Source organism: Saccharopolyspora spinosa NRRL 18395, assembly GCF_000194155.1.
In the GTDB taxonomy this organism is placed as follows: Bacteria; Actinomycetota; Actinomycetes; order Mycobacteriales; family Pseudonocardiaceae; genus Saccharopolyspora; species Saccharopolyspora spinosa.
Genome location: NZ_GL877883.1, coordinates 68,822 through 89,731 on the forward strand (window position 1 = coordinate 68,822; position 20,910 = coordinate 89,731).

At 68.8% G+C, this 20,910-nt stretch carries 14 protein-coding genes and 1 pseudogene; 1 reads left to right on the forward strand and 14 read right to left on the reverse strand.

Features of this window, described 5'->3' with window-relative positions:
• Window positions 1-57: 57 nt before the first annotated feature.
• On the reverse strand, window positions 58-3,552 hold the full coding sequence (gene rpoB, locus SSPN_RS0138325) for a DNA-directed RNA polymerase subunit beta (protein WP_010315476.1): 3,495 nt from the start codon (window positions 3,550-3,552) through the stop codon (window positions 58-60).
• A gap of 1,045 nt (window positions 3,553-4,597) precedes the next feature.
• Between rpoB and SSPN_RS0138335 the strand changes: the two genes are divergently transcribed.
• Complete coding sequence (locus tag SSPN_RS0138335) at window positions 4,598-7,735, forward strand: CHAT domain-containing protein (RefSeq protein ID WP_010315480.1); 3,138 nt, start codon at window positions 4,598-4,600, stop codon at window positions 7,733-7,735.
• Between the two features lie 103 nt (window positions 7,736-7,838).
• Here SSPN_RS0138335 and SSPN_RS49745 read toward each other — a convergent pair whose 3' ends face one another.
• The 13 genes and pseudogenes from SSPN_RS49745 to rplJ all read right to left on the reverse strand — a co-directional run bounded on the left by SSPN_RS49745 (window position 7,839) and on the right by rplJ (window position 20,870).
• Complete coding sequence (locus SSPN_RS49745) at window positions 7,839-9,008, reverse strand: hypothetical protein (RefSeq protein WP_010315481.1); 1,170 nt, start codon at window positions 9,006-9,008, stop codon at window positions 7,839-7,841.
• 37 nt (window positions 9,009-9,045) lie between these two features.
• Window positions 9,046-9,561 (reverse strand): hypothetical protein, encoded by a 516-nt coding sequence (locus SSPN_RS0138345; RefSeq protein WP_010315482.1) that lies wholly within the window; start codon window positions 9,559-9,561, stop codon window positions 9,046-9,048.
• Window positions 9,551-10,678 (reverse strand): MlaD family protein, encoded by a 1,128-nt coding sequence (locus SSPN_RS0138350; RefSeq protein ID WP_029536144.1) that lies wholly within the window; start codon window positions 10,676-10,678, stop codon window positions 9,551-9,553. The genes SSPN_RS0138345 and SSPN_RS0138350 overlap by 11 nt, the downstream gene beginning before the upstream one ends.
• Complete coding sequence (locus SSPN_RS0138355) at window positions 10,678-11,808, reverse strand: MCE family protein (RefSeq protein WP_010315484.1); 1,131 nt, start codon at window positions 11,806-11,808, stop codon at window positions 10,678-10,680. Before SSPN_RS0138355 ends, SSPN_RS0138350 begins: the two co-directional genes overlap by 1 nt.
• A 131-nt stretch (window positions 11,809-11,939) precedes the next feature.
• Window positions 11,940-13,130 (reverse strand): MCE family protein, encoded by a 1,191-nt coding sequence (locus tag SSPN_RS0138360; protein WP_010315485.1) that lies wholly within the window; start codon window positions 13,128-13,130, stop codon window positions 11,940-11,942.
• A pseudogene (locus SSPN_RS48015) lies at window positions 13,127-14,102 on the reverse strand (MCE family protein). Before SSPN_RS48015 ends, SSPN_RS0138360 begins: the two are co-directional and overlap by 4 nt.
• Entirely contained in the window at window positions 14,099-15,124 is a 1,026-nt protein-coding gene (locus SSPN_RS0138370) for an MCE family protein (protein WP_010315489.1), read from the reverse strand. The pseudogene SSPN_RS48015 and the gene SSPN_RS0138370 overlap by 4 nt, the downstream one beginning before the upstream one ends.
• Window positions 15,121-16,506, reverse strand: coding sequence for an MCE family protein (locus tag SSPN_RS0138375; protein ID WP_010315490.1), 1,386 nt, complete (start codon window positions 16,504-16,506; stop codon window positions 15,121-15,123). The genes SSPN_RS0138370 and SSPN_RS0138375 overlap by 4 nt, the downstream gene beginning before the upstream one ends.
• 34 nt (window positions 16,507-16,540) lie before the next feature.
• A complete protein-coding gene (locus tag SSPN_RS0138380) occupies window positions 16,541-17,380 on the reverse strand; it encodes an MlaE family ABC transporter permease (protein WP_010315492.1) in 840 nt (279 codons plus the stop codon).
• 246 nt (window positions 17,381-17,626) lie between these two features.
• Window positions 17,627-18,418 (reverse strand): MlaE family ABC transporter permease, encoded by a 792-nt coding sequence (locus SSPN_RS0138385; protein WP_010315494.1) that lies wholly within the window; start codon window positions 18,416-18,418, stop codon window positions 17,627-17,629.
• Window positions 18,415-19,626, reverse strand: a complete 1,212-nt coding sequence (locus SSPN_RS0138390; RefSeq protein ID WP_010315496.1) for an ABC transporter ATP-binding protein — start codon at window positions 19,624-19,626, stop codon at window positions 18,415-18,417. The genes SSPN_RS0138385 and SSPN_RS0138390 overlap by 4 nt, the downstream gene beginning before the upstream one ends.
• A gap of 257 nt (window positions 19,627-19,883) precedes the next feature.
• Entirely contained in the window at window positions 19,884-20,267 is a 384-nt protein-coding gene (gene rplL, locus SSPN_RS0138395; protein ID WP_010315498.1) for a 50S ribosomal protein L7/L12, read from the reverse strand.
• Between the two features lie 87 nt (window positions 20,268-20,354).
• Window positions 20,355-20,870 carry a 50S ribosomal protein L10 gene (gene rplJ, locus SSPN_RS0138400; RefSeq protein ID WP_010315501.1) on the reverse strand — a complete coding sequence of 172 codons (516 nt, stop codon included), beginning with the start codon at window positions 20,868-20,870 and terminating at the stop codon, window positions 20,355-20,357.
• Between the last annotated feature and the right edge of the window lie 40 nt (window positions 20,871-20,910).

A 20,910-nucleotide genomic window follows, 5' to 3' on the forward strand; every position in this document is an offset into this window, starting at 1 on the left:
CCAGGTTGGGTCGGACGCCGGTCCGCGAGATCTCTTCCCGCGGACCGGCGGCGAGGTTCAGTGCGCGAGGTCGTCGACCGAGGCCGACTCGTTGCGGGACAGGTTGATGCCGAGGTTGGCCGCGGCACGCTCCAGGTCCTCGTCCTCGCTGTCGCGCATCTCGATGGCCGCACCGTCGCTGGAGAGCACCTCGACGTTCAGGCACAGCGACTGGAGCTCCTTCAGCAACACCTTGAAGGACTCCGGGATGCCCGGCTCGGGGATGTTCTCGCCCTTGACGATCGCCTCGTAGACCTTGACGCGGCCGACCACGTCGTCGGACTTGATGGTCAACAGCTCTTGCAGCGTGTAGGCGGCGCCGTAGGCCTGCATGGCCCAGCACTCCATCTCACCGAAGCGCTGGCCGCCGAACTGCGCCTTACCGCCCAGCGGCTGCTGGGTGATCATCGAGTACGGGCCGGTCGACCGGGCGTGGATCTTGTCGTCCACCAGGTGCGACAGCTTGAGGATGTACATGTACCCGACGGCGATCGGGTACGGGTACGGCTCCCCGCTGCGGCCGTCGAACAGCTGCGCCTTGCCGTCGGCACCCACCATGCGCTCACCGTCGCGGTTCGGCCTGGTGGAGGCGAGCAGACCGGTGATCTCCTCCTCCCGCGCACCGTCGAAGACGGGGCTGGCGGTGTTGGTGCCCGGTTCCACCTCGTAGAGGTCGTCGGGCAGGCGCTTGGCCCACTCGGCGTCCCCGTTGATGGACCAGCCCTGCGAGGCGATCCAGCCGAGGTGCGTCTCCAGCACCTGGCCGATGTTCATCCGTCGCGGCACACCGTGCGTGTTCAGGATGATGTCGACCGGGGTGCCGTCCGGCAGGAACGGCATGTCCTCGGCGGGCAGGATCTTGCCGATGACGCCCTTGTTGCCGTGGCGGCCGGCGAGCTTGTCGCCGTCCTGGATCTTGCGCTTCTGCGCGACGTAGACCCGCACCAGCTGGTTGACGCCCGGGGGCAGCTCGTCATCGTCCTCGCGGTTGAACACGCGGACGCCGATGACCTTGCCGGTCTCGCCGTGCGGCACCTTCAGCGAGGTGTCGCGGACCTCGCGGGCCTTCTCACCGAAGATCGCACGCAGCAGCCGCTCCTCCGGGGTCAGCTCGGTCTCGCCCTTCGGGGTGACCTTGCCGACCAGGATGTCGCCGCCCTGCACCTCGGCACCGATGCGGATGATGCCGCGCTCGTCGAGGTCGGCCAGCACGTCGTCGGAGACGTTCGGGATGTCCCGGGTGATCTCCTCGGCACCGAGCTTGGTGTCGCGCGCGTCGACCTCGTGCTCCTCGATGTGGATCGAGGTGAGCACGTCGTCCTGCACCAGGCGCTGGGACAGGATGATCGCGTCCTCGTAGTTGTGCCCCTCCCACGGCATGATCGCGACGAGCAGGTTCTTGCCCAGCGCCATCTCGCCGTCTTCGGTGCACGGCCCGTCCGCGATGACCTGCCCGACCTCGACCCGGTCGCCCTCATTGACGATCGGCCTCTGGTTGATGCAGGTGCCGTGGTTGGACCGGGAGAACTTCTGCATCCGGTACGACCGGCGAGTGCCGTCATCGGCCATCACCGTGATGTAGTCGGCGCACAGCTCCTCAACCACACCGGCCTTCTCGGCGGTGATCACGTCACCGGCGTCGACCGCGGCGCGCAGCTCCATGCCGGTGCCGACCAGCGGCGACTCGCTGCGCAGCAGCGGCACCGCCTGGCGCTGCATGTTCGCACCCATCAGGGCGCGGTTGGCGTCGTCGTGCTCCAGGAACGGGATCATCGCGGTCGCGGCGGAAACCATCTGCCGCGGCGAGACGTCCATGTAGTCGATCTCGGTCGGTGCGAGCAGCTCGACCTCGCCGCCCTTGCGTCGACCCAGCACGCGCTCGTCGATGAAGTTGCCGTCCTCGTCGATCGGCGCGTTGGCCTGCGCCTTGACGTAGCGGTCCTCTTCGTCGGCGGTCAGGTAGTCGATCTGGTCGGTGACCCGGCCGTCGACGACCTTGCGGTACGGCGTCTCGATGAAGCCGAACGGGTTGATCCGCGCGAAGGTGGCCAGCGAGCCGATCAGACCGATGTTCGGGCCTTCCGGCGTCTCGATCGGGCACATCCGGCCGTAGTGCGACGGGTGCACGTCGCGGACCTCCATGCCCGCGCGCTCGCGGGACAGACCGCCCGGGCCGAGCGCGTTCAGCCGACGCTTGTGCGTCAGGCCGGCGATCGGGTTGGTCTGGTCCATGAACTGCGAGAGCTGCGAGGTGCCGAAGAACTCCCGGATCGCCGCCGTGATCGGGCGGATGTTGATCAGGGTCTGCGGGGTGATCGCCTCGACGTCCTGGGTGGTCATCCGCTCCCGGACGACCCGCTCCATGCGGGACAGGCCGACCCGGACCTGGTTCTGGATCAGCTCGCCCACGGTGCGGATGCGCCGGTTGCCGAAGTGGTCGATGTCGTCGACCTCGACCGGCACGGTCGCGCCTTCGCCCTGACCGCGCGCGGGCATCTCGGTCTCGGCCGCGTGCAGCCGGACCAGGTACTCGATCGTGGTGACGATGTCTTCCTCGGTGAGCACGCCGACTTCGTACGGCTCGCCCATACCGAGCTTCTTGTTGACCTTGTAGCGGCCGACGCGGGCGAGGTCGTAGCGCTTCTCCTTGAAGAACAAGTTCTCCAGGAGCGTCTGCGCGCTCTCCTTCGTCGGCGGTTCGCCCGGGCGCAGCTTGCGGTAGATGTCCAGCAGCGCTTCGTCCGTGCCGGCGGTGTGGTCCTTCTCCAGGGTCGCCATCAGGGTCTCGGAGAAGCCGAACCGCTCGCGGATCGCCTCGGCCGACCAGCCCAGCGCCTTCAGCAGCACGGTGACCGGCTGGCGGCGCTTGCGGTCGATGCGGACGCCGACGGTGTCGCGCTTGTCGACGTCGAACTCCAGCCACGCACCGCGACTGGGGATGATCTTGACGCTGAAGACGTCCTTGTCCGTGGTCTTGTCCACGGACTGGTCGAAGTAGACACCGGGAGAACGGACGAGCTGGGAGACCACGACCCGCTCGGTGCCGTTGATGATGAAGGTGCCCTTGTTGCTCATCATCGGGAAGTCACCCATGAACACCGTCTGGCTCTTGATCTCGCCAGTGGTGTGGTTGGTGAACTCCGCGGTGACGAACAGCGGGGCCGCATACGTCATGTCCTTGTCCTTGCACTCCTCGACGGAGGCCTTGACCTCGTCGAAGCGTGGATCGGAGAAAGACAGCGACATCGATCCGGAGAAGTCCTCGATCGGGGAGATCTCGTTCAGGACCTCCTCAAGACCGCCAACCGGATTCTCCTCGCCGGCGTCGACCCGGCGCTGGAACCAGGCCTCGTTACCGACAAGCCATTCGAAGGACTGGATCTGCAGGTCTAGCAGGTTCGGCACGTTCAACGGCTCGCGAATGTTCGCGAACGAGACCCGCTTGGGTGCCCCAGGGATCCCCGACGTGTAGTTGGAAGCTGCAGAGACCTTGGTCGCGCGGGAGACTGCCAAGATGCGTCCTTCCGGGACTCTGAACTGGCTACAGCCGCGTCGGCGAAAGGTGCCCGGCGAATGCGACCGACGGGGTCCGTATCCGCTGTCACACTCCGCTAACACAGCTGTCAAGGGTGCAATGGCGCCCACCATCCTACGGTCCGGTGCAGGACAGACGGAAAGAGGGCAGCGCAAAGTAGCAGTCTAGCCGGAATCACGCCAGCTGTCGAGGGGGCACACCGACGGCAGCCCAGCCCCGCGTTGAGGACTAGAGTGAACCCGCGCGCGCCGCCAGTCAAGAGATCACGCTTCGATCACCCTCGTGGCGCAAAACACGATCACTGGCGATGATTGCTGATGGCATGCTTTTGCCTGGTCAGAAGGGTACCTACAGGTAACTTCCGGCACTCCGGAGCGACACTCGCGACGCCCCTCCGAAAGGCCCTTGACGGTCCTCCTGGGCATCGGCCCCGGGGTGACGAACACCTCAACATACGGTATCGGCGTCTCTATTCCCAGGACGACTGGGCCGAACGGAGTCATTCCCGCAAGGCCGCTCTCGATCATTAACGGCTTGTGCTCGCATCGACACCGCCGGTCATCGGGACCGCAGAATTCGATCTCCGAATTCTCGATCTCGACCAGTAGATCGATTTGCACGCGGGCACCCGGCGTAGCGAGAGCGACTCTCGCCACGACCGACACCGGTTACCCGGGCTGCTGGCCAATTCCGCCACTTTCGCCGCAGTGGTGACCGTCCGCGGCGGGGACTACGGCGTCAGCCGACTCGCAGCGCAGCCAGCCGACTTCGAGGCCGTCGTTGCCACTGCGCGGCAGTCGTGAGTATTAATGGTTGCGATAACAACCACTGCTCCTCCCGGGTCGAGCACCTTCCCCCGTCGCGACGATGCGACGGATGGTGCCGACGGGCACAACTGCCCATCGGCACGATCTCAGGTGACGCACGCGGGCTACTCGACGACCACGTCCGCCGGTAGCGTGATACGCCCCACCGCGCCCCGAACGCATACCCCGGGTGGGCAGGCCACAGGAGAACGAACCGATGACAGACGATGCAAGCCGCGCGAACGAGCGGTTCCGCGGGCTGCAGCGTTGGAAAGCGGGGCCGGACCGCAGCGGCTCCAGCTCCAGCTGGTTCTCCGGCGAGCAGGACGCCGTCGCGCCCCAGCCCCGGCAGCCCCCGCAAACCCCGGAAGCGGCAGCGCCGGAACCCCGGCGCAGCGCCGAGCAGCGCTACGCCGACGCCATCGCGGCGATGAACAAGATCGTCACCACCCTGGACTTCGGCCAGCTGCCCTGGGTCACCGAGGTGCTCCGCGACACCGCCGGTGTGCTGCACGAAACCGACCCGGCGCGCGCGGGCGTGCTCAACAACCTGGGCAGCGCGGCACAGCTGACGCACCTGCGCAGCGGCGAGCTGGCCGACCTCGAAAAGGCGATCTCCTACTACCGTTCGGCGACGGCTGCGGCGCACAACAGCGACAACGACCGGGTGCTCTACCAGTGCAACCTCGCGCTGGCGCTCACCGACCTGGCGGGCAAGACCGGCAGCGCCACCGCCGCCGCGGAGAGCGCGCAGGTCGCGCGGGAGACCGTCGAGCAGACGCCGCGCCGCGACCAGCGGCGGGCGATGGCACTGGTCCGGCTCGCCAACGCGTTGAAGCTCCACGCCCGGCTGGCCGACGCGCCGGAGTCCGACGGCGAGTCGATCGACGTCTTCCGGGAGGCCGCCCGGATCTCCCCGGCGAACGACCCGACTACCTCCGAGCTGCTGAGCAACCTCGGGGCAGCGCTGCTGCGCAGGTTCGAGCGGGGCGCCTCATCCGAAGACCTGGACGAGGCCATCAAGCACCTCGGGTCCGGCGCGGGAGCCCTCGCCGACGGCGAACCCCGGCGCGCCGCCCTTTGTCACCTGGCGAACGCGCTGCGGCTGCGGTTCCAGCAGAACGGGGACCTGACCGACCTCAACTCGGCGATCAGCGAGCTGATCGGCGTGCTCGGGGTGCTCGACAGCGGGAATCCGCTGCTCGGCACGGCGGTGTGGCACCTCGCCGCAGCCACCGCGGAGCACGTGGACGCCACCGGCGAGGCCAGCCAACTGCGCCGCGTGCTGCGGCCGATCGCACCGGCGTTGCGCGCGATGTCGCCCGACGACCAGAGCCGCGCGGTCGCCCTCACCGGTTACGCGACCCTGCTGCGCAGGCACTTCCTGCACGGCGCGGAGGCCACGGTGCTGGACACCGCGGTCACCGCAGCGGAGGCCGCGGTGGAGGCGGCGACCGGCGAGCAGCGCGACGCAGTGTTGAACTCGCTGATCAGCACGCTGATCAGCCGCTTCGAGCACCACGGCGACAGCGCCGACCTGGACCGGGCCGCCGAACTAGCGCGCGAGGCCTTGCAGGGCGACGCGGCCGCGCGGCCCGCTGCCTGGACGCAGCTCGGCATCGTGTCGGCGCACCGGTTCCGGACGAGCGCCAGGACGCAGGACATCGAGGCCGCGATCGAGCTGTTCGACCAGGCGCTCATCGCGATACCGCAGAACGCACCCACCCGCGCGGGAGTGGCGATCCACCTCGGTCGCGCGCTGCAGACGCTCTACCAGCGCAGCTCCCGCCGCCGGTACTACCGGTGGGCGCGCAAGGTGCTGATGGAGGCGGCCGAGCAGCCCAACGCCCCTGCCGACCAGCGGCTTCGGGCGGCGGGCCTGGCGGGCCGGATCTGCGCGCAGGCGCACCGGTGGCCGGAGGCGCTGGAGTCGTTCGAGCTCGCGGTCGACCTGCTGCCGCTGGTCACGCGCGGCAAGCGGGTCGTCGCGTCGCCGACCGCCCAGCAGCGGTGGGCGTCGATGGCGGCGGACGCCGCGGCGTCCGCGTTGGAGAGCGGCGAGCCCGAGCGGGCCGTGGAACTGCTGGAGCACGGGCAGACGGCGATCCTGGCGGACTTCCTGCCGACCGGCGGGGAACTAGGCGCGCTGCACCGCTCCCACCCGGACCTCGCGGACGAGGTGGTCCGGTTGCGGAGGCTGCTGGACCGCCCGGCGGACGAACCGGTGCTCACCGGGTCCGACGACCGGACGCGGCTGGCGCGCGCGTGGGACGAGCTGGTCGCGGAGATCCGCGCCGTGCAGCCTGGGCACCTGCTGCGCACGCCGTTCGCGGAACTGGCCACCGCAGCGCAGGACGGTTCCGCGGTGCTCGTCAACCTCAGCCGCTACCGGTCGGACGCGCTGGTGATCATCGCGGGGCGGGTGCTGACCGTGCCGCTGCCGAACGCCAATCCGGAAACCGCGGCCGAGCGCGCGGCCGACCTGCTGGCCGCCGCGCAGGAGGACGACCACGGGACGCTGTCCGACGCCCTCGACTGGACCTGGGACCGCATCGCACGGCCGGTCCTGGATCGGATGGGCTACCTGCGCGAGCCGGAGCCCGGCACCCGGTGGCCCAGGGTGTGGTGGAGCGCCCTCGGCGCGATGGCGTTCCTGCCGGTGCACGCGGCGACCGCGCGAACCGGCGAGTCCACTTTGGACCGGGTTGTGTCGTCGTACATCCCGACGTTGGGCTGCCTGCTCCGGGCAGGCAAGCGACCGGTACCGACGGGCGGCACGGCCCTGGTCGCGGCCGGGTCGGCGCTGCAGGTCGGGCGGGAACTGCCGCCGCAGAACCAGGTCCTGGCGCAGCACTGGCCCTCGGCGGAGATCTTGTCGGTGGAGAGCACCAGCGCGGCGGAGATGCTGCAGGTGCTGCCGCAGCATCCGTGGCTGCACGTGTGCGAACCGAGCTCCCAGTTCCCGGCGCAGCCGGCGGCGGGCCTGCTGCTGGACCGCGAGTCCCCGCAGCGGCCGCTGGGCCTGGTCGAGCTGGGCCAGGTGGCGCTCGACGAGGCGGAGTTCGGCTACCTCGGCCAGTGCGCGACGGCGGCGGATCCGCCGTGCGGGGCGGCGGTGTCGCTGCCGGGCGCACTGGGTTTCGCGGGTTTCACGCACGTCATCGGCACCCTGTGGGAGATCGACGAGGGCGGTGGGGTGCAGGTGCACGCCGACTTCTACGCGGCGGTGTTCGGCGGCGAGGAGTATGACACGGACCGCTCGGCCTACGCCCTGCACAACGCGGCCCGGAACCTCCGCGCCCGCTATCCGGAGGAGCACTGCCTCTGGTCCGCCCACGTCCACATCGGACCGTGACCACCCAGCTCCTGGGCGTTTCGATTTCATTGCTTCCGGCCTCTTCTTGCGTAGCGGTGCCGGTAGCGGAATTGCTCGCAACGATTTCCGACGATCTCACCTATCAGGAAGCAAAACCGGTAGGGCGGACTTGTGTCTTTGAAGCGGCGCAGCCGCTTAGCCCACCCTCGCAGTCGGCACCGCCGCAGGTTCTCAGACCCTGCCACCCCATTGAGGCTCTTGGCGAGGACAGCCCCGAAGCTGCGTATTGGACATAACCAGATCGGGATCCTGGAGACCGGACGGCGTCTGAGGTTCCGCCACCCGCACGAGTGATCTTCCATCGATCGCCCTGCTTCTGAGCGCTCACCGAGATCTGGGCCGGGCCGACATTGCTCTCGCCAGTGTTGGCGCGCATCGCGCGCTGGTCGACGAACAGCAACAGCTCGGCGCGGTCGCCCTGCAGCCGCGTCACCGCGCTGGTCTGCACCGTCGTGGTGACGATCAGCTGCTGCTGCGGGGCCTGCTCCCGGACCACCTTGAACAGTTCGTCGTAGCGCTGCACGGCCGACCCGACGAGCAAGTCCCGCGCGGCCGTCTCGGTCTTGGCCGTGTCGTTGAAGTCGTAGGAGAACACCTTCTCCACGGCATCGCTGATCTGCCCGTTGACCTCGCTGGTCGCCCCGGCCGAAACCAACGCCTCGTTGGCCGCGGCCCCGGAAAACCGCGCGGAGTACGCCTCGATGCCGAACCACACGGCCAACCCGGCGAACACTGCGACGGCTAACCCGGTGAACACGGCGGCGGCGCCGAACACCGCCACCACGCTCTTCGGCACCGTCCCGCCGCGCTTCGCACCTCCGGTGCTCAAGCCCTCTGCGGCCTGCGCAAGCGCCGCAGCGGCGGCGGGCCGAACAGCCTCGGCATCCGCCTGCGCACCATCAGGCTCCGCCGTCTCCTGCTCCGGTTCGGCCGGAGCCGAAAGCACGCCCTCGCCGCTGGGGCGCGCCGCCGGATCGGTCTCCGCTACGGACGTTTCGCCGCGCTCCGCAACGGTTTTCCCCGCGCAAACGGGCTCCGCGACATCCGCTCCGTTGAGCTCCGCCGCGAAACTCCGCTCCGCATGCGCTTTTCCGCGCTCCGCGACGGGGGCCCGCTGGTCGCTTTCGGTTCGCCGGGCTTCCCGCGCCTCTTCCTGGAGGTTCTCGCCGTGGAGGGTTGCGCGGTTTCGCAGGCCCGCCACCTTCGGGCGGCGGGTTGGCGGCTGGCGGTCGTTGCGGCGGTTGCTTGGCACTGACTGCACTCCTCGAATTGCTTGCGCGTCTCGCCGATCAGCCGACCGGCACGGTGCCGAGCCCGCTGAGCTTCCACGTCTCGCCTTCGTGCGTGAGCTCGGCCTGGTAGCGGTCCTGCTTGTTGGCCGGCTGCTGGCCGTCGATGCTGACGGTCACCTGCACGACGGCGATCATCCGGGCCTTGCCGGCGCGCTCGTCGAGCTCGACGATCCCCGCGTCGAGGATCCTGGCCGTCGTGCTGCTCTTGGCCTGCCCGATCTGGGTCGCGTAGTTCTGCCGCCCCTGCCGGACCTCGTCGCGCAGCGGGCCGGTCGAGTCGTCCTCCCAGCGCTGCAGACCGCGATCCACGTCCCGGTAGTCCAGGGTGTTGAAGTTGATGATCGCGCTCTGTCCGTCGCGCAGCGCCGCGTCGCGCATCTCGGCGCGGGACACCGAGGAGTTGTTGACGGCCAGCGCCCAGGTGACGCCCAGGCCCACGCAGGCCACCAGGCTGATCGCGAGCGCCACCAGGCCCACGACCAGGCGCCCCCACCCCGTTGCTTCAGCGGGCATGTCCGCCTCCTTCCTGGTGTCCCGGCGCATTCTGCGCACCGCGCACCGACGTGTCACTGCCCGGTGGCTCCAAACATCGCGCGTTGGTGTTCAGCGGCATCGGGCGGAAGTCCGTCCCGTTGCGCCGCTCGGTCTGCTCGTAGCCCTTGGTGCACGGCAGCGGGTCGAACATGTTGAGCGCCAGGCCGAAGTGCGCCGTGCCGTCGCCGGGCACCACGGTGTTGCTGGCCGTGATGATGGACGGGTAGAGCGTCATGATCTGCTCGATGCCGTCGACGCGGGTCGCCATCACCTGCGAGGTCGTGGTGAGGTTCGCCAGCAGCGGGCCGAGCTGCGGGTTCTCGCGCAGGAAATCGCTGACCTGGCGGGCGGCCGGCGGAGCGCGCTCGATCACGGCCCGCAGGTCGCCGTCGGAGTTCTTCAGCGACTCCGACAGCAGCCGCAGGTCCTTGCCGAACGACTTGATCGCCGAGCCCTGCTCGTTCTGCGTGGCCAGCACGGTCTTGCCGTCCTCCAGCAGCTGCACGGTCTGCGGCAGGTGCTCTTGCGCGGCGTTGGTGAACTCCCGGCTGGTGTCCAGGATGATCTGCAGGTGACCACCGTTGTCGCGGAACGCGGTGCCCAGTTCGCTTACCACGGTGCGCAGCGAGTCCTCCGGCACCGAGTTCGCGAACGAGTCCAGGTTCGTCATCAGCTGTTCCACCGGCAGCGGGGTGGTCGCAGAGTGCTGCGCGATCACCGAGCCGTCCTGCAGGAACGGGCCGTCGTCGCGCTTCGGCCGCAGGTCGACGTACTGCTCGCCGACCGCGGACCGGTTGGTCACCACCGCCTGCACGTCGGTGGGGATCCGCGGCGCGCTGGATTCGATGTCCAGCGGCACCTCCACCCCGGTGCTGGTCAACCGCAGGTCGCCGACCCGGCCCACCGGGACCCCGCGGTAGGTGACCTCGGCGTTGTCGAAGACACCGCCGGTATCGGCGAGTTGCAGGGTCACCACGTAGCCGCGCGGGCCGAACAGCCGGTCCAGCCCCGCGTAGCGGGCTCCGGCGTAGCTGACGCCGAACAGGGCGATCGCGATGAAGGCGATGATCTGCAGGCGCACTCGACGGGTGAGCATCAGCGACCACCGCCCAACAAGGAACCCAGCAGGCCGCCGGGCTTGTGCTCCGGTTCTGCCGGTGGCGGCGGGGCCTGCTCCGGCGGTGGTCGCGGCGATAGCGGCAGCGGGATGGACTTCAGCGCGTCCGGCAGCGGCATCAGCGGCTGCCGGCTGCGGCCCAGGTTCGCCAGCACGTGGGTGAGGTCTAGGTCCGCCTTGATGTAGAGGTTCGTGAAGTCGCTGTTGCCGATGCCCTCGACCGCGTTGTCCGGGAACGGGAAGGAGACCAGCACCTCCAGCGACTTCGGCAGGCTCTCGCCAGCGGCGGCCAGCTGGTTAAGTGCCGGGGCGAGCTGGTTGAGGTTGTGCACCAGGTCGTCGCGGGAGCGGTTGACCACGTCGGTGGCGACGCCGGAGAGCTGGTCGAGCGACTGCAGCATGGTGACCAGCTGGGTGCGCTGCTCGTTGAGCACCCGCAGCCCCGGCTCCAGGTCGCGCAGCGCGACGTCGATGCTGCCGCGCTGGTCGCCCAGCCGTGCGCTGAGCCGGTTGATGCCGTCCAGGGCGCGGGTGATGTCGTCGCGCTGCGCGTCCAGCCCGGCGACCATTTCGTCCAAATTGGACAGCAGGCCGCGGACGTCGGACTCGCGACCCTCGAGCGCGGCGTTGAGCTCCTTGGTGATGTTCTGCAGCTGCGCGACGCCGCCGCCGTTGAGCAGCATGGACAGCGCCCCGAGCACCTCTTCCACCTCGGGGTTGCGGCCGGTGCGCTCGACGCCGATCAGGTCGCCGTCGGCGAGCCGGCCGACCGCGGGCGTACCCTGCGGCGGGTTGGCGAGCTCGACGTACTTCTCGCCGAGCAGGCTGGACTGCCGCAGCCGGGCGGTGGCGTTGGCCGGGAGGTTCACGTCGCCGTTGACCAGTACGGTCACCTCTGCCTGCCAGGAATCCGGGGCGAGGTCGATGGTCGAGACCCGGCCCACCGGCACGTCGTTGACCCGGACGCCGGAGTTGGGCACCAGGTCCAGCACGTCGGTGAACCGCACCTTCACCTCGTACGGGTGGCTGCCGATGTCCGCGCCGCCGGGCAGCGGCATGTCGTAGACGCCGCGCGAGCTGCACCCGCCCAGCAGCACCAGAGCCAGCACGGCGGCCCCGACCTTGAAACCTGGAGGCAACGACGACCGTGCCCACCCCGAGGAGGTCCGCAATTTCCATTGAAATCGGAGGTTCGATTTCAATGGAAATTGCGGCGGGTGGAGACCGAGGAACAATCCCTTCACCGGGTACCTCCCGCGGTTTGGGTGCCGCTCGCGTCGGCCAGCGGAAGCGGCAGCGGCGGGAGCTTGCCCTTCTGCAGGGCGTTGATGGTTTCCGCCGGGGTCGGCAGCTTCACCACGCCGTCGAGGATCGGCTGCAGCGACGCGCACGCGTCGCTGACGTCCTTCGGCACGTCTCCCGGGTTGTGCTGCTGCAGCAACTTGCACACCGCTACCAGCGGTGGCTGGTTGAGCTCGTTGATGTTCGCGCGGAAGTCCAGCGTGCCCGCCGAGCCGTTGTAGGCGTTGTTGAGGTTACTCAGCGCCAGCGGCGCGTTGTTCAGCGATTCGCTGAGCGCCGCCTTCTGCGCCACCAGCACGTTCGCCACCGCGTTCAACTGGTCCACATTGGACTTCAGCAGTTCCCGGTTGTCCCGCACGAAGGACTCGACCTTGCCCAGCGCCACGGCCAGCTCCGCCATCGCCGCGCTCATGTTCTGGCGCTCGTCGGCCAGCAGCGAGCTGACCTGCTGCATCTGGGTGTTGAACCGGCGCACCTGGTCGTCGTTCTCGGCCAGCATCGAGGTGAACCGCTGCAGGTTGTCGACGGTGGTGAACAGCTCGTCGCTGTTGCCGGACAACGTGGTCCCGACCTCGCCGAGGTTGCGAATGGTCTCCGACAGCGCCTTCCCGTTGCCGTCGAGGTTCGCCGCGCTGGTGTTGAGCAGATCGGTCAGCGCACCGTCGGCGTTGGCGCCGTTGGGCCCCAAGGCCGTGGTGAGGTCGTTGAGGCTGCGGTAGATCTGGTCCAGCTCCACCGGCGTCGCGGTGCGCCCCTTCGGGATCACCGCGCCGTCGGCCAACTCCGGCCCGCCCTTGTAGGCCGGGGTGAGCTGCACGTACCGGTCGCTGACCACGCTCGGCGAAACCGACACCGCGCCGGCGTCGGCGGGCACCTTCACGTCGCGGTCCACGCTCATCACGACGCGCACCAACTGGCCCTGCGGCACCACTTCGTCGACGGTGCCCACCGGCACCCCGAGGATGCGCACGTCGCCGCCCGGGTAGATGCCCACGGCGGCGCTGAAGTACGCGGTGACCTTCCGCTCGGCGGCCCCGAAGAACAGCCACCACACCGCGACAGTCGCGGCGAGCACGACCACCACGGCGATCGACAGAACCCGGGTCAGCGACGGGCGTTCGCTGGTCATGGCTGGCAGCCCTTCTCGTTGATCGGGCCGACGGCCGGCGGCAGCAGGCCGCAGACGTAGGTGTCGAACCAACGGCCGTTGCCCAGCACGTTGGAGAACAACCTGGTGAACGGGGCGAACAGCTCGAGGCTGCGGTTCAGGTTGTCCTGGTTGCGTTGCAGCATCTTGGTGACCCGGTCCAACTGCTGCAGGGTCGGGCCGATCTGCGCGGCGTTGTCGTCGACCAGCCCGCTGAGCTGCGCGGACAACTTGCGGGTGCCGTCCAGCAGCCCGCTGATCGAGTCCCGCCTGGCCCGGATCTCCTGCAGCAGCAGGTTGCCGTCGGCCAGCAGCTTCTCGAAGTCGCCGTCGCGGTCGGCGATCGTCTTCGACACCTGCGCGGTGTTGTTCGTGCTCCAGCTGCTCGTCACGCGAGGAGATGGTCTGCGACAGCTGCGACAGCCCGTTGAGCGCACCGCTGACGTCCTCCGGCGTGCTCTTGAAAGTGCCGGACAGCGTGCGGAAGCTCTCCGCGAGCTGCCCGGTGTCGATCTGATCCACTGTGGACGACAGGTCGCTGAACGCCTCGACGACGTCGTAGGGCGACATGGTGCGCTGCAGCGGAATCGGGTCGGACGGTGAGAGCTCCGCACCGCCCTGCGGATCCAGCGCCAGGTACTTCTGGCCGAGCAGCGTCTTGATCCGGATGGCGGCGGTGGTGTGGTCGCCCAGCCACGCGTCGCCGACCCGGAAGCTGACCAGCACGTGGTCGTCCTCGATCTCCACGTCGGAGACGGTGCCGACCTTCACCCCGGCGATGCGCACCTCGCTGTCCGGGCGCAGCCCGGCGGCCTCGGTGAACTGCGCGGTGTAGGTGGTGCCGCCGACCAGCGGCAGGCGCTCGAAGTTCAGCGCGAGCAGGAACATCAGTACCAGCACCAGCAGTCCGGCGATGCCGATCTTGAGCGGGTCGCGCTGGGAGAATGCGGTCATCGCTGGCACCTCGGCTCGGTCACCGGCATCAGCGGCAGCGGCAGGCTCAGCTTGCCGACGCCGACCGTGCCGCTCGCCTTGCACATGTAGAAGTTGAACCAGGAACCGTGGCTGGCGGTGCGGCCGACCGTCTCCAGCTTGCCCGGCATGTTCCGCAGGACCTGGTCGGTGAGCGCCTCGTGGTCGTTGAGGTTCTTCGACAGGTCACCGAGCCCCGCGATGTCCTGCTGCAACCCCGGCCGCGCCTCGGTCAGCAGGCCCGCTGTGCTGTTGGTCAGCCCGTCCATCGCGGTGATCGCGTCGCCGATCGAGTCACGGTCCGCGGACAGCCCGGACACCACCTGCTGCAGCTGGCCGATCAGCTCCGACAGCTGCTGGTCGCGGGCGTTGACGGTGTCGAGCACGCCGTTGAGGTTGTCGATGACCTGTCCGATCACCTGGTCCCGGGAGGCGATCGTGGACGTCAGCGAGGCGGTGTGGGCCAGCAGGCTCTCCACCGTGCCGCCTTCGCCCTGCAGCACCTGGATGATCTCGTAGGAGAGTTTGTTGACGTCCTCCGGCGAAAGCGCCTGGAACAGCGGCTTGAACCCGCCCAGCAGCACGGTCAGGTCCAGCGCGGGCTTGGTGCGCTCCAGCGGGATCTGGCCACCCGGGGGCAGGAAACCGCCGGTGTTGTCGGAGCCCTGCTCCAACGCGATGTAGCGCTGGCCCACCAGGTTCCGGTACTTGATGGTGGCGGTCACCGAACTCGGCAGCCGCCGGTCGGCGACGTTGAACCGCACCTCGGCCAGCCGCTTGTCGACCACTTCGATGCTCTCGACCTGGCCGGCCTTCACCCCGGAGATGCGCACCTCGTCGCCCTCGTTGAGGTTCGTGACGTCGGTGAACCGCGCCGTGTAGGACTCCGACGCGCGCAGGTCCCGGTTGGCGATCGTCAGCACCAGCAACCCGGTGGCCAGCACCGTGACCAGCACGAAGATCAGGAACTTAACCAGTGGTGCGGTGATGCTGCGTCCGTTCACCGGTAGCTCACCGCCGCTCCGCGGAGCACGGGCCCGACCAGCAGCGAACCCCAGTCCGGCACTTCACTCGCGGGCCGCCCCAGCGCGGGCGCCAGCAGCACCGACACCATGTCCCGCTCCGCCGGGGAGTTCACCCAGGCCGTGGATTGCGACGAGGTGCTCGCCGGCAGGTGGCCCTGGCCCATCGACGGCGGGTTCAGGCCGCCGTCAGCCGGCCGCGACGCGGGCGGCGGCACCGAACCGTCCTTGAACGGCCCGTCCGGCGGGTACTCCGGCACCGGGTCGGGCAGCTGCGTCAAGTTGTAGCAGCGCGGCCCCCGCTTGTCGGCGAACTCCGGCTCGTCTTGGTTCGGCACGTACTTGCCGCGTGTCGCGACGACCTCCAGGGTGACGTGCAGGCCCGGTTCGGCGGTGCCCTCGCCGAACGCCTGCCGCATCCGCGGCACGAACCCCGCCATCTCCTGCAGGAAGCACGGGTACTCGGGCGCATACTTGGCCAGCACGTCCAGCGTCGGCCGCTGCGACTCGCCGAGCCGGATGATGTTCTGCCGGTTGTCCCGCAGGAACCCGGTCAGGTCACCGGAGCTGGTGGTCAGCTGACCGGTCAGCGCGGTCAGGTTCTCCCGCTGCGCCACCAGGGTTCGGGCGGTGGTGCTGAAGTTGTCCAGCGCCTCCAGCACGTCCGGCGCGGCCTGCTCATAGGTCTGCGCGACGCCGACCAGTTCCTTCAGGTTCTCCCGCAGGTCCGGGACCGACGGGTTGAGCCCGTCCAGGTAGGTGTTCAGCTGCGACAGCGTCTCGCCCAGCGGCTTGCCGCGCCCGGACAACGCCTGGTCCAGCGCGTTCAGCGTGACGGCCAGGTCGTCCGGGTGGATGGCCTGCAACACCGGCATCGTGTCGGCCAGCACCTGCTCCAGCTCGATGCCCGCGCGCGTGCGGTCCGGCTCGATCACGTCGCCGGAGGCCAGCGGCCGGGTTGAGGCCTGCTCCGGCAGCTCCAGCGCGACGTACCGCTCGCCGAACAGCGTCCGCGGCAGCAGCCGCGCCGACACGTTCGACGGCAGCTGCTCCGCCCGCTCCGGGTCCAGCGCCAGCCGCAGCTCGGCACCGTCCCCTGTGGACGTCACGCTCACCACCCGGCCGACGACCATGCCGCGCACCTTCACGTCCGAATCGGGCAGCAGCTGGTTCCCGGTGGACGATGCCTTCAGCACGATGTCCACACTGGACGCGAAGGCCTTCTGGTAGATCGCCACGGTCAGGCTGACGAACAGCACCATGCAAAGCAGCAGCGCGAGGCCCAGTGCGCGGCGCCGCAGTGCTTTGCGGGAAACCCGCATCCGGTGGGCTTTCATGAGCGGGCGGCGCAGATCGTCGCTCATGACGCCTCCGTTGTGGTCAACGCACGTCGGGTACTCATCCGGTGATCCGAACCGTCGTCGTGGTGCCCCAGATCGCGAGGCTGAGGAAGAAGTCGAGCAGCGCCGTGGTCACGATCGCGGTCCGCACCGCGCGGCCCACCGCGACGCCGACCCCGGCCGGGCCGCCGCTGGCGCGGTAGCCGTAGTAGCAGTGCGTCATGATCACCACCACGCTGAAGACGAGCACCTTCCCGAAGGACCACAGCACGTCCTCGGGCGGCAGGAACAGGTTGAAGTAGTGGTCGTAGGTGCCCGCGGACTGGCCGTAGACGTAGATCGTGACGGCGCGGGCGGCGATGTATGACGTCAGCAGGCCCAGCACGTACAACGGGATGACCGCGATGAACCCGGCCATCACCCGCGTGGTCACCAGGTACGGCAGGCTCGGCACGCCCATGACTTCCAGCGCGTCGATCTCGTCGGAGATCCGCATCGCGCCCAGCTGCGCGGTGAAGCCGGAACCGACCGTCGCCGACAGCGCCAACCCCGCCACCAGCGGCGCGATCTCGCGGGTGTTGAAGTACGCGGAGACGAACCCGGCGAACGCCGAGGTGCCGATCTGGTCCAGCGCCGCGAAGCCCTGCAGGCCCACCACCGTGCCGGTGAACAGCGTCAGCCCGATCATCACACCGACGGTGCCGCCGATCACCGCCAACGCGCCGCTGCCGAAGCTCACCTCGGCCAGCAGCCGCAGCGTCTCCTTGGTGTAGCGGGTGATCGTCCGCGGGATCCACGCCAGCGACCGCAGGTAGAACGACATCTGGTCGCCCAGGTCGTCCAGCATCTCCAGCGGCCGCCGGGCCGCGCGCTTCGCGCGCTGCGAAACCGTCACCATGTCAGGCCCGCCTGGCGTGCTTTCGTAGCAACGAAGCCGCTTAGTGCACCCTCGCAGCTTGCACCGCCGCGGGTTCTCAGACCGTGCCCGCCCGAGGGACTCCCGGTGAGGCCAGTCCCTAGCGCCGCGTATTGGACATGCATAAGTCGGGGTTTCCGGAATCGAGGCGGCGTCTGTAACTCCCGCGGGGGGTCCGCGACTCGCACCGCCACGCAAAACGAGTCTGAAAACAGGCGTTCGCGCATGTCACATTCCCTTTGGCGGCACGAGTTGCAGGTAAAGCGTGGTCAGGACGAAGTTGACCGCGAACAGCAGCAGGAAGGTGATCACCACCGACTGGTTCACCGCGTCGCCGACCCCCTTCGGGCCCGGCGGTGGGTGCAGGCCGCGGTACGCCGCCACGACTCCCGCCAGGAATCCGAAGATCACCGCCTTCAACTCGCCGATCCACAGGTCCGGCAGCTGCGCCAGCGCGTTGAAGCTGGCCATGTACGCGCCGGGCGTGCCGCCCTGCATGATCACGTTGAACGTGTAACCGCCAACCACGCCGACCACGCTGACCATGCCGTTGAGCAGCAGCGCGACCAGCATCGCGGCCAGCACCCTTGGCACCACCAGCCGCTGGACCGGCGAGATGCCGAGGACCTCCATCGCGTCGATCTCGTCCCGGATCTTCCGGGATCCCAGGTCCGCGCAGATCGCCGAACCACCGGCCCCGGCGATCAGCAGCGCGGTCACGATCGGGCTGGCCTGCTGGATGATCGCCAGCACGCTCGCCGCGCCGGTGAACGACTGCGCACCGATCTGCCTGGTCAGAGAGCCGAGCTGGAGCGCGATCACGGCACCGAACGGGATGGACACCAGCGCGGTCGGCAGGATCGTCACGCTGGCGATGAACCAGCACTGCTGGATGAACTCGCGGATCTGGAACGGCCGGCGGGGCATCGCCCGGACCACGTCCAGCGCGAGCGCGAACAACCGGCCGGTCTCCCGCAGTCCGCCCGCGCCCGGGAACCGCACCTGGAACGGCGTGCTCACTGCTCACCCCGCTTGCGGCCGAACCAGCGGCGCCGCGGCGTCCCGGCCGGTTCCGCCGGCCGGGGCCCGGCGGCCCACGGCGGCACCTCCGACTCCGGTTCCGGCTCGGGCTGCGGCTGCCGTGGGTACGGCGTGGGACGCGACTGCTGCGGCACGCCCGCGACCTGCGCCTGCGGCAACCGGTCCGGCTGGGCCTGCACCGGCTCGGTGCGCTGCGGCCACGATCCCGTCGCGGGCACCGAGAAGCCGTGAAGCGCCAGCTCGTCCGGGGTGAGGGTCTTCAGGATCTCCTGCTGCGCCGACGGGGACAGCGTCCGCAGCTGGCGCAGCACGCGGTCCTTGCGGCGGCGCACCGCGGACCGTGCCGGCAGTCCGGGCGAGACGTCCAGCTGCGGCATCATCGGCGGGACGCTGACCTCGCTCAGCCGCGCGAGTTCGCTCTCCCCGACGTCCTTCTCCTCGCTCATCCCGATCGGACCGTCCGGGCGACCGTTGAGGAACTGCACCACCGCCGGCTCCGCCGAGGTCAGCAGCACCTCGCGCGGGCCGAACATCACCAGGTTCCGGCGGTAAAGCATGCCGATGTTGTCCGGCACCGTCCGGGCGGTGTTGATGTCGTGGGTGACGATCAGGATCGTGGCGTCGATCTGCGCGTTCAGGTCGACGATCAGCTGGTTCAGCAGCACAACCGGGTCGAGACCGGAGTCGGGCTCGTCGACGAGGATAATCTCGGGATCCAGCACCAGCGCCCGGGCCAGCCCGGCCCGCTTGCGCATACCGCCGGAGATCTCGCCGGGCAGCTTCTCCTCAGCGCCGATGAGACCGACCATCTCCATCTTCTCGAGCGCCACCTCGCGGATCTCGGATTCGCTCTTGCGGGTGTGCTCGCGAAGCGGGAAAGCGATGTTGTCGTACAGGTTCATCGAACCGAACAGCGCGCCGTCCTGGAACAGCACGCCGAAGAGCTTCCGGATCTCGTACAGGTCGTGTTCCGGACACGCGCAGATGTCCACCCCGTTGATGACCACCTTGCCGTGCTCCGGCTTCAGCAGACCAACCAGGGATTTCAGGAAAACCGACTTCCCGGTTCCGGAAGGACCCAGCAGGACGCTTATCTCACCGGGAGGAAGCGTCAGCGTGACATCCCGCCAGATGGTCTGCGCGCCGAAGGACTTCGACAGTCCGTCGACAACCACCTCGACGCCCATCCGAACCTCCGCGTCCCTCGGTTTCACCCCACCGGTCGTTCCCGGAAAGGCAGCCTGGCACATGTGACGCACTTAACGAAGGTCGTCGGCGTCACACCTGTGCAACGAGCCCGACGCGAACGGGTTACTCGCGAGTTCACCTGGATTCGAACGGACCCAAGATTTGTCCGGTAGACGTAATTCCGCAATTCCACGAAGCAAAAGAAGGCGGGCACCCGCAACAGCGAGTGCCCGCCTTCTTGCAGCGAGTCAGATGCTCACTTGAGGGAGACCGAAGCGCCGGCCCCTTCCAGCTTGTCCTTGGCCTCGTTGGCCTTCTCCTTGTCGACCTTCTCCAGGATCGGCTTCGGGGCGCCCTCGACGAGCTCCTTGGCCTCCTTCAGGCCCAGGCCCGAGACGATCTCGCGGACGACCTTGATGACCTGGATCTTCTTGTCGCCGGCACCCTCGAGGACGACGTCGAACTCGTCCTGCTCCTCAGCGGCCGGGGCAACACCGGCGGCCGGGCCGGCCACGACCGCGGCCGGGGCGGCGGCGGTGACGTCGAAGGTCTCCTCGAACTGCTTCACGAACCCCGACAGCTCCAGGAGGGTCATCTCCTTGAAGACGTCCAACAGCTCTTCGTTGCTCAGCTTCGCCATGTCGGCGTTCCTTTCGGTTCAGGGCCCGGGCACCGGAAGTGTCCGGGTGGGGAGTTCCAGCGATCGACGACCGAGTCCACTGAGGACTCAGGCGTCGGCTTCGCCGCCCTTCTTCTCCTGCAGGGCGGCGGCCAACCGGGCAACCTGGGACGCCGGCGCGGCGAACAGCGCGGCGGCCTGGCCCATCTTGGCCTTCATGGCACCGGCCAACTTGGACAGGGTGACCTCGCGGGAGTCGAGGTCGGCAATGCTCTCGACCTCGTTCACGGACAGCGCGCGGCCGTCCATGTAACCGCCCTTGATCACCAGGGCCTTGTTGTCCTTGGCGAATTCACGCAGAGCCTTGGCCGCGTCGACCGGCTCGCCCTCAACGAAGGCGATCGCGGTCGGGCCGACGAACAGGTCGTCGAGACCCTCGACGCCGGACTGCTCGGCGGCACGCTTGACCAGCGTGTTCTTCGCGACACGGTACGTCGCGCCCGCACCGAGGGCACGGCGCAGCTCAGACAGCTGCGCCATGGACAGCCCGCGGTACTCGGTCACGACTGCAGCGGTCGCGGTGTTGAACCGCTCGACCGCATCAACCTTGTCGGGCTTCGCCATGTCGCCTCCTCTCTATTTCCGACTGTGATCCGCATCCAGC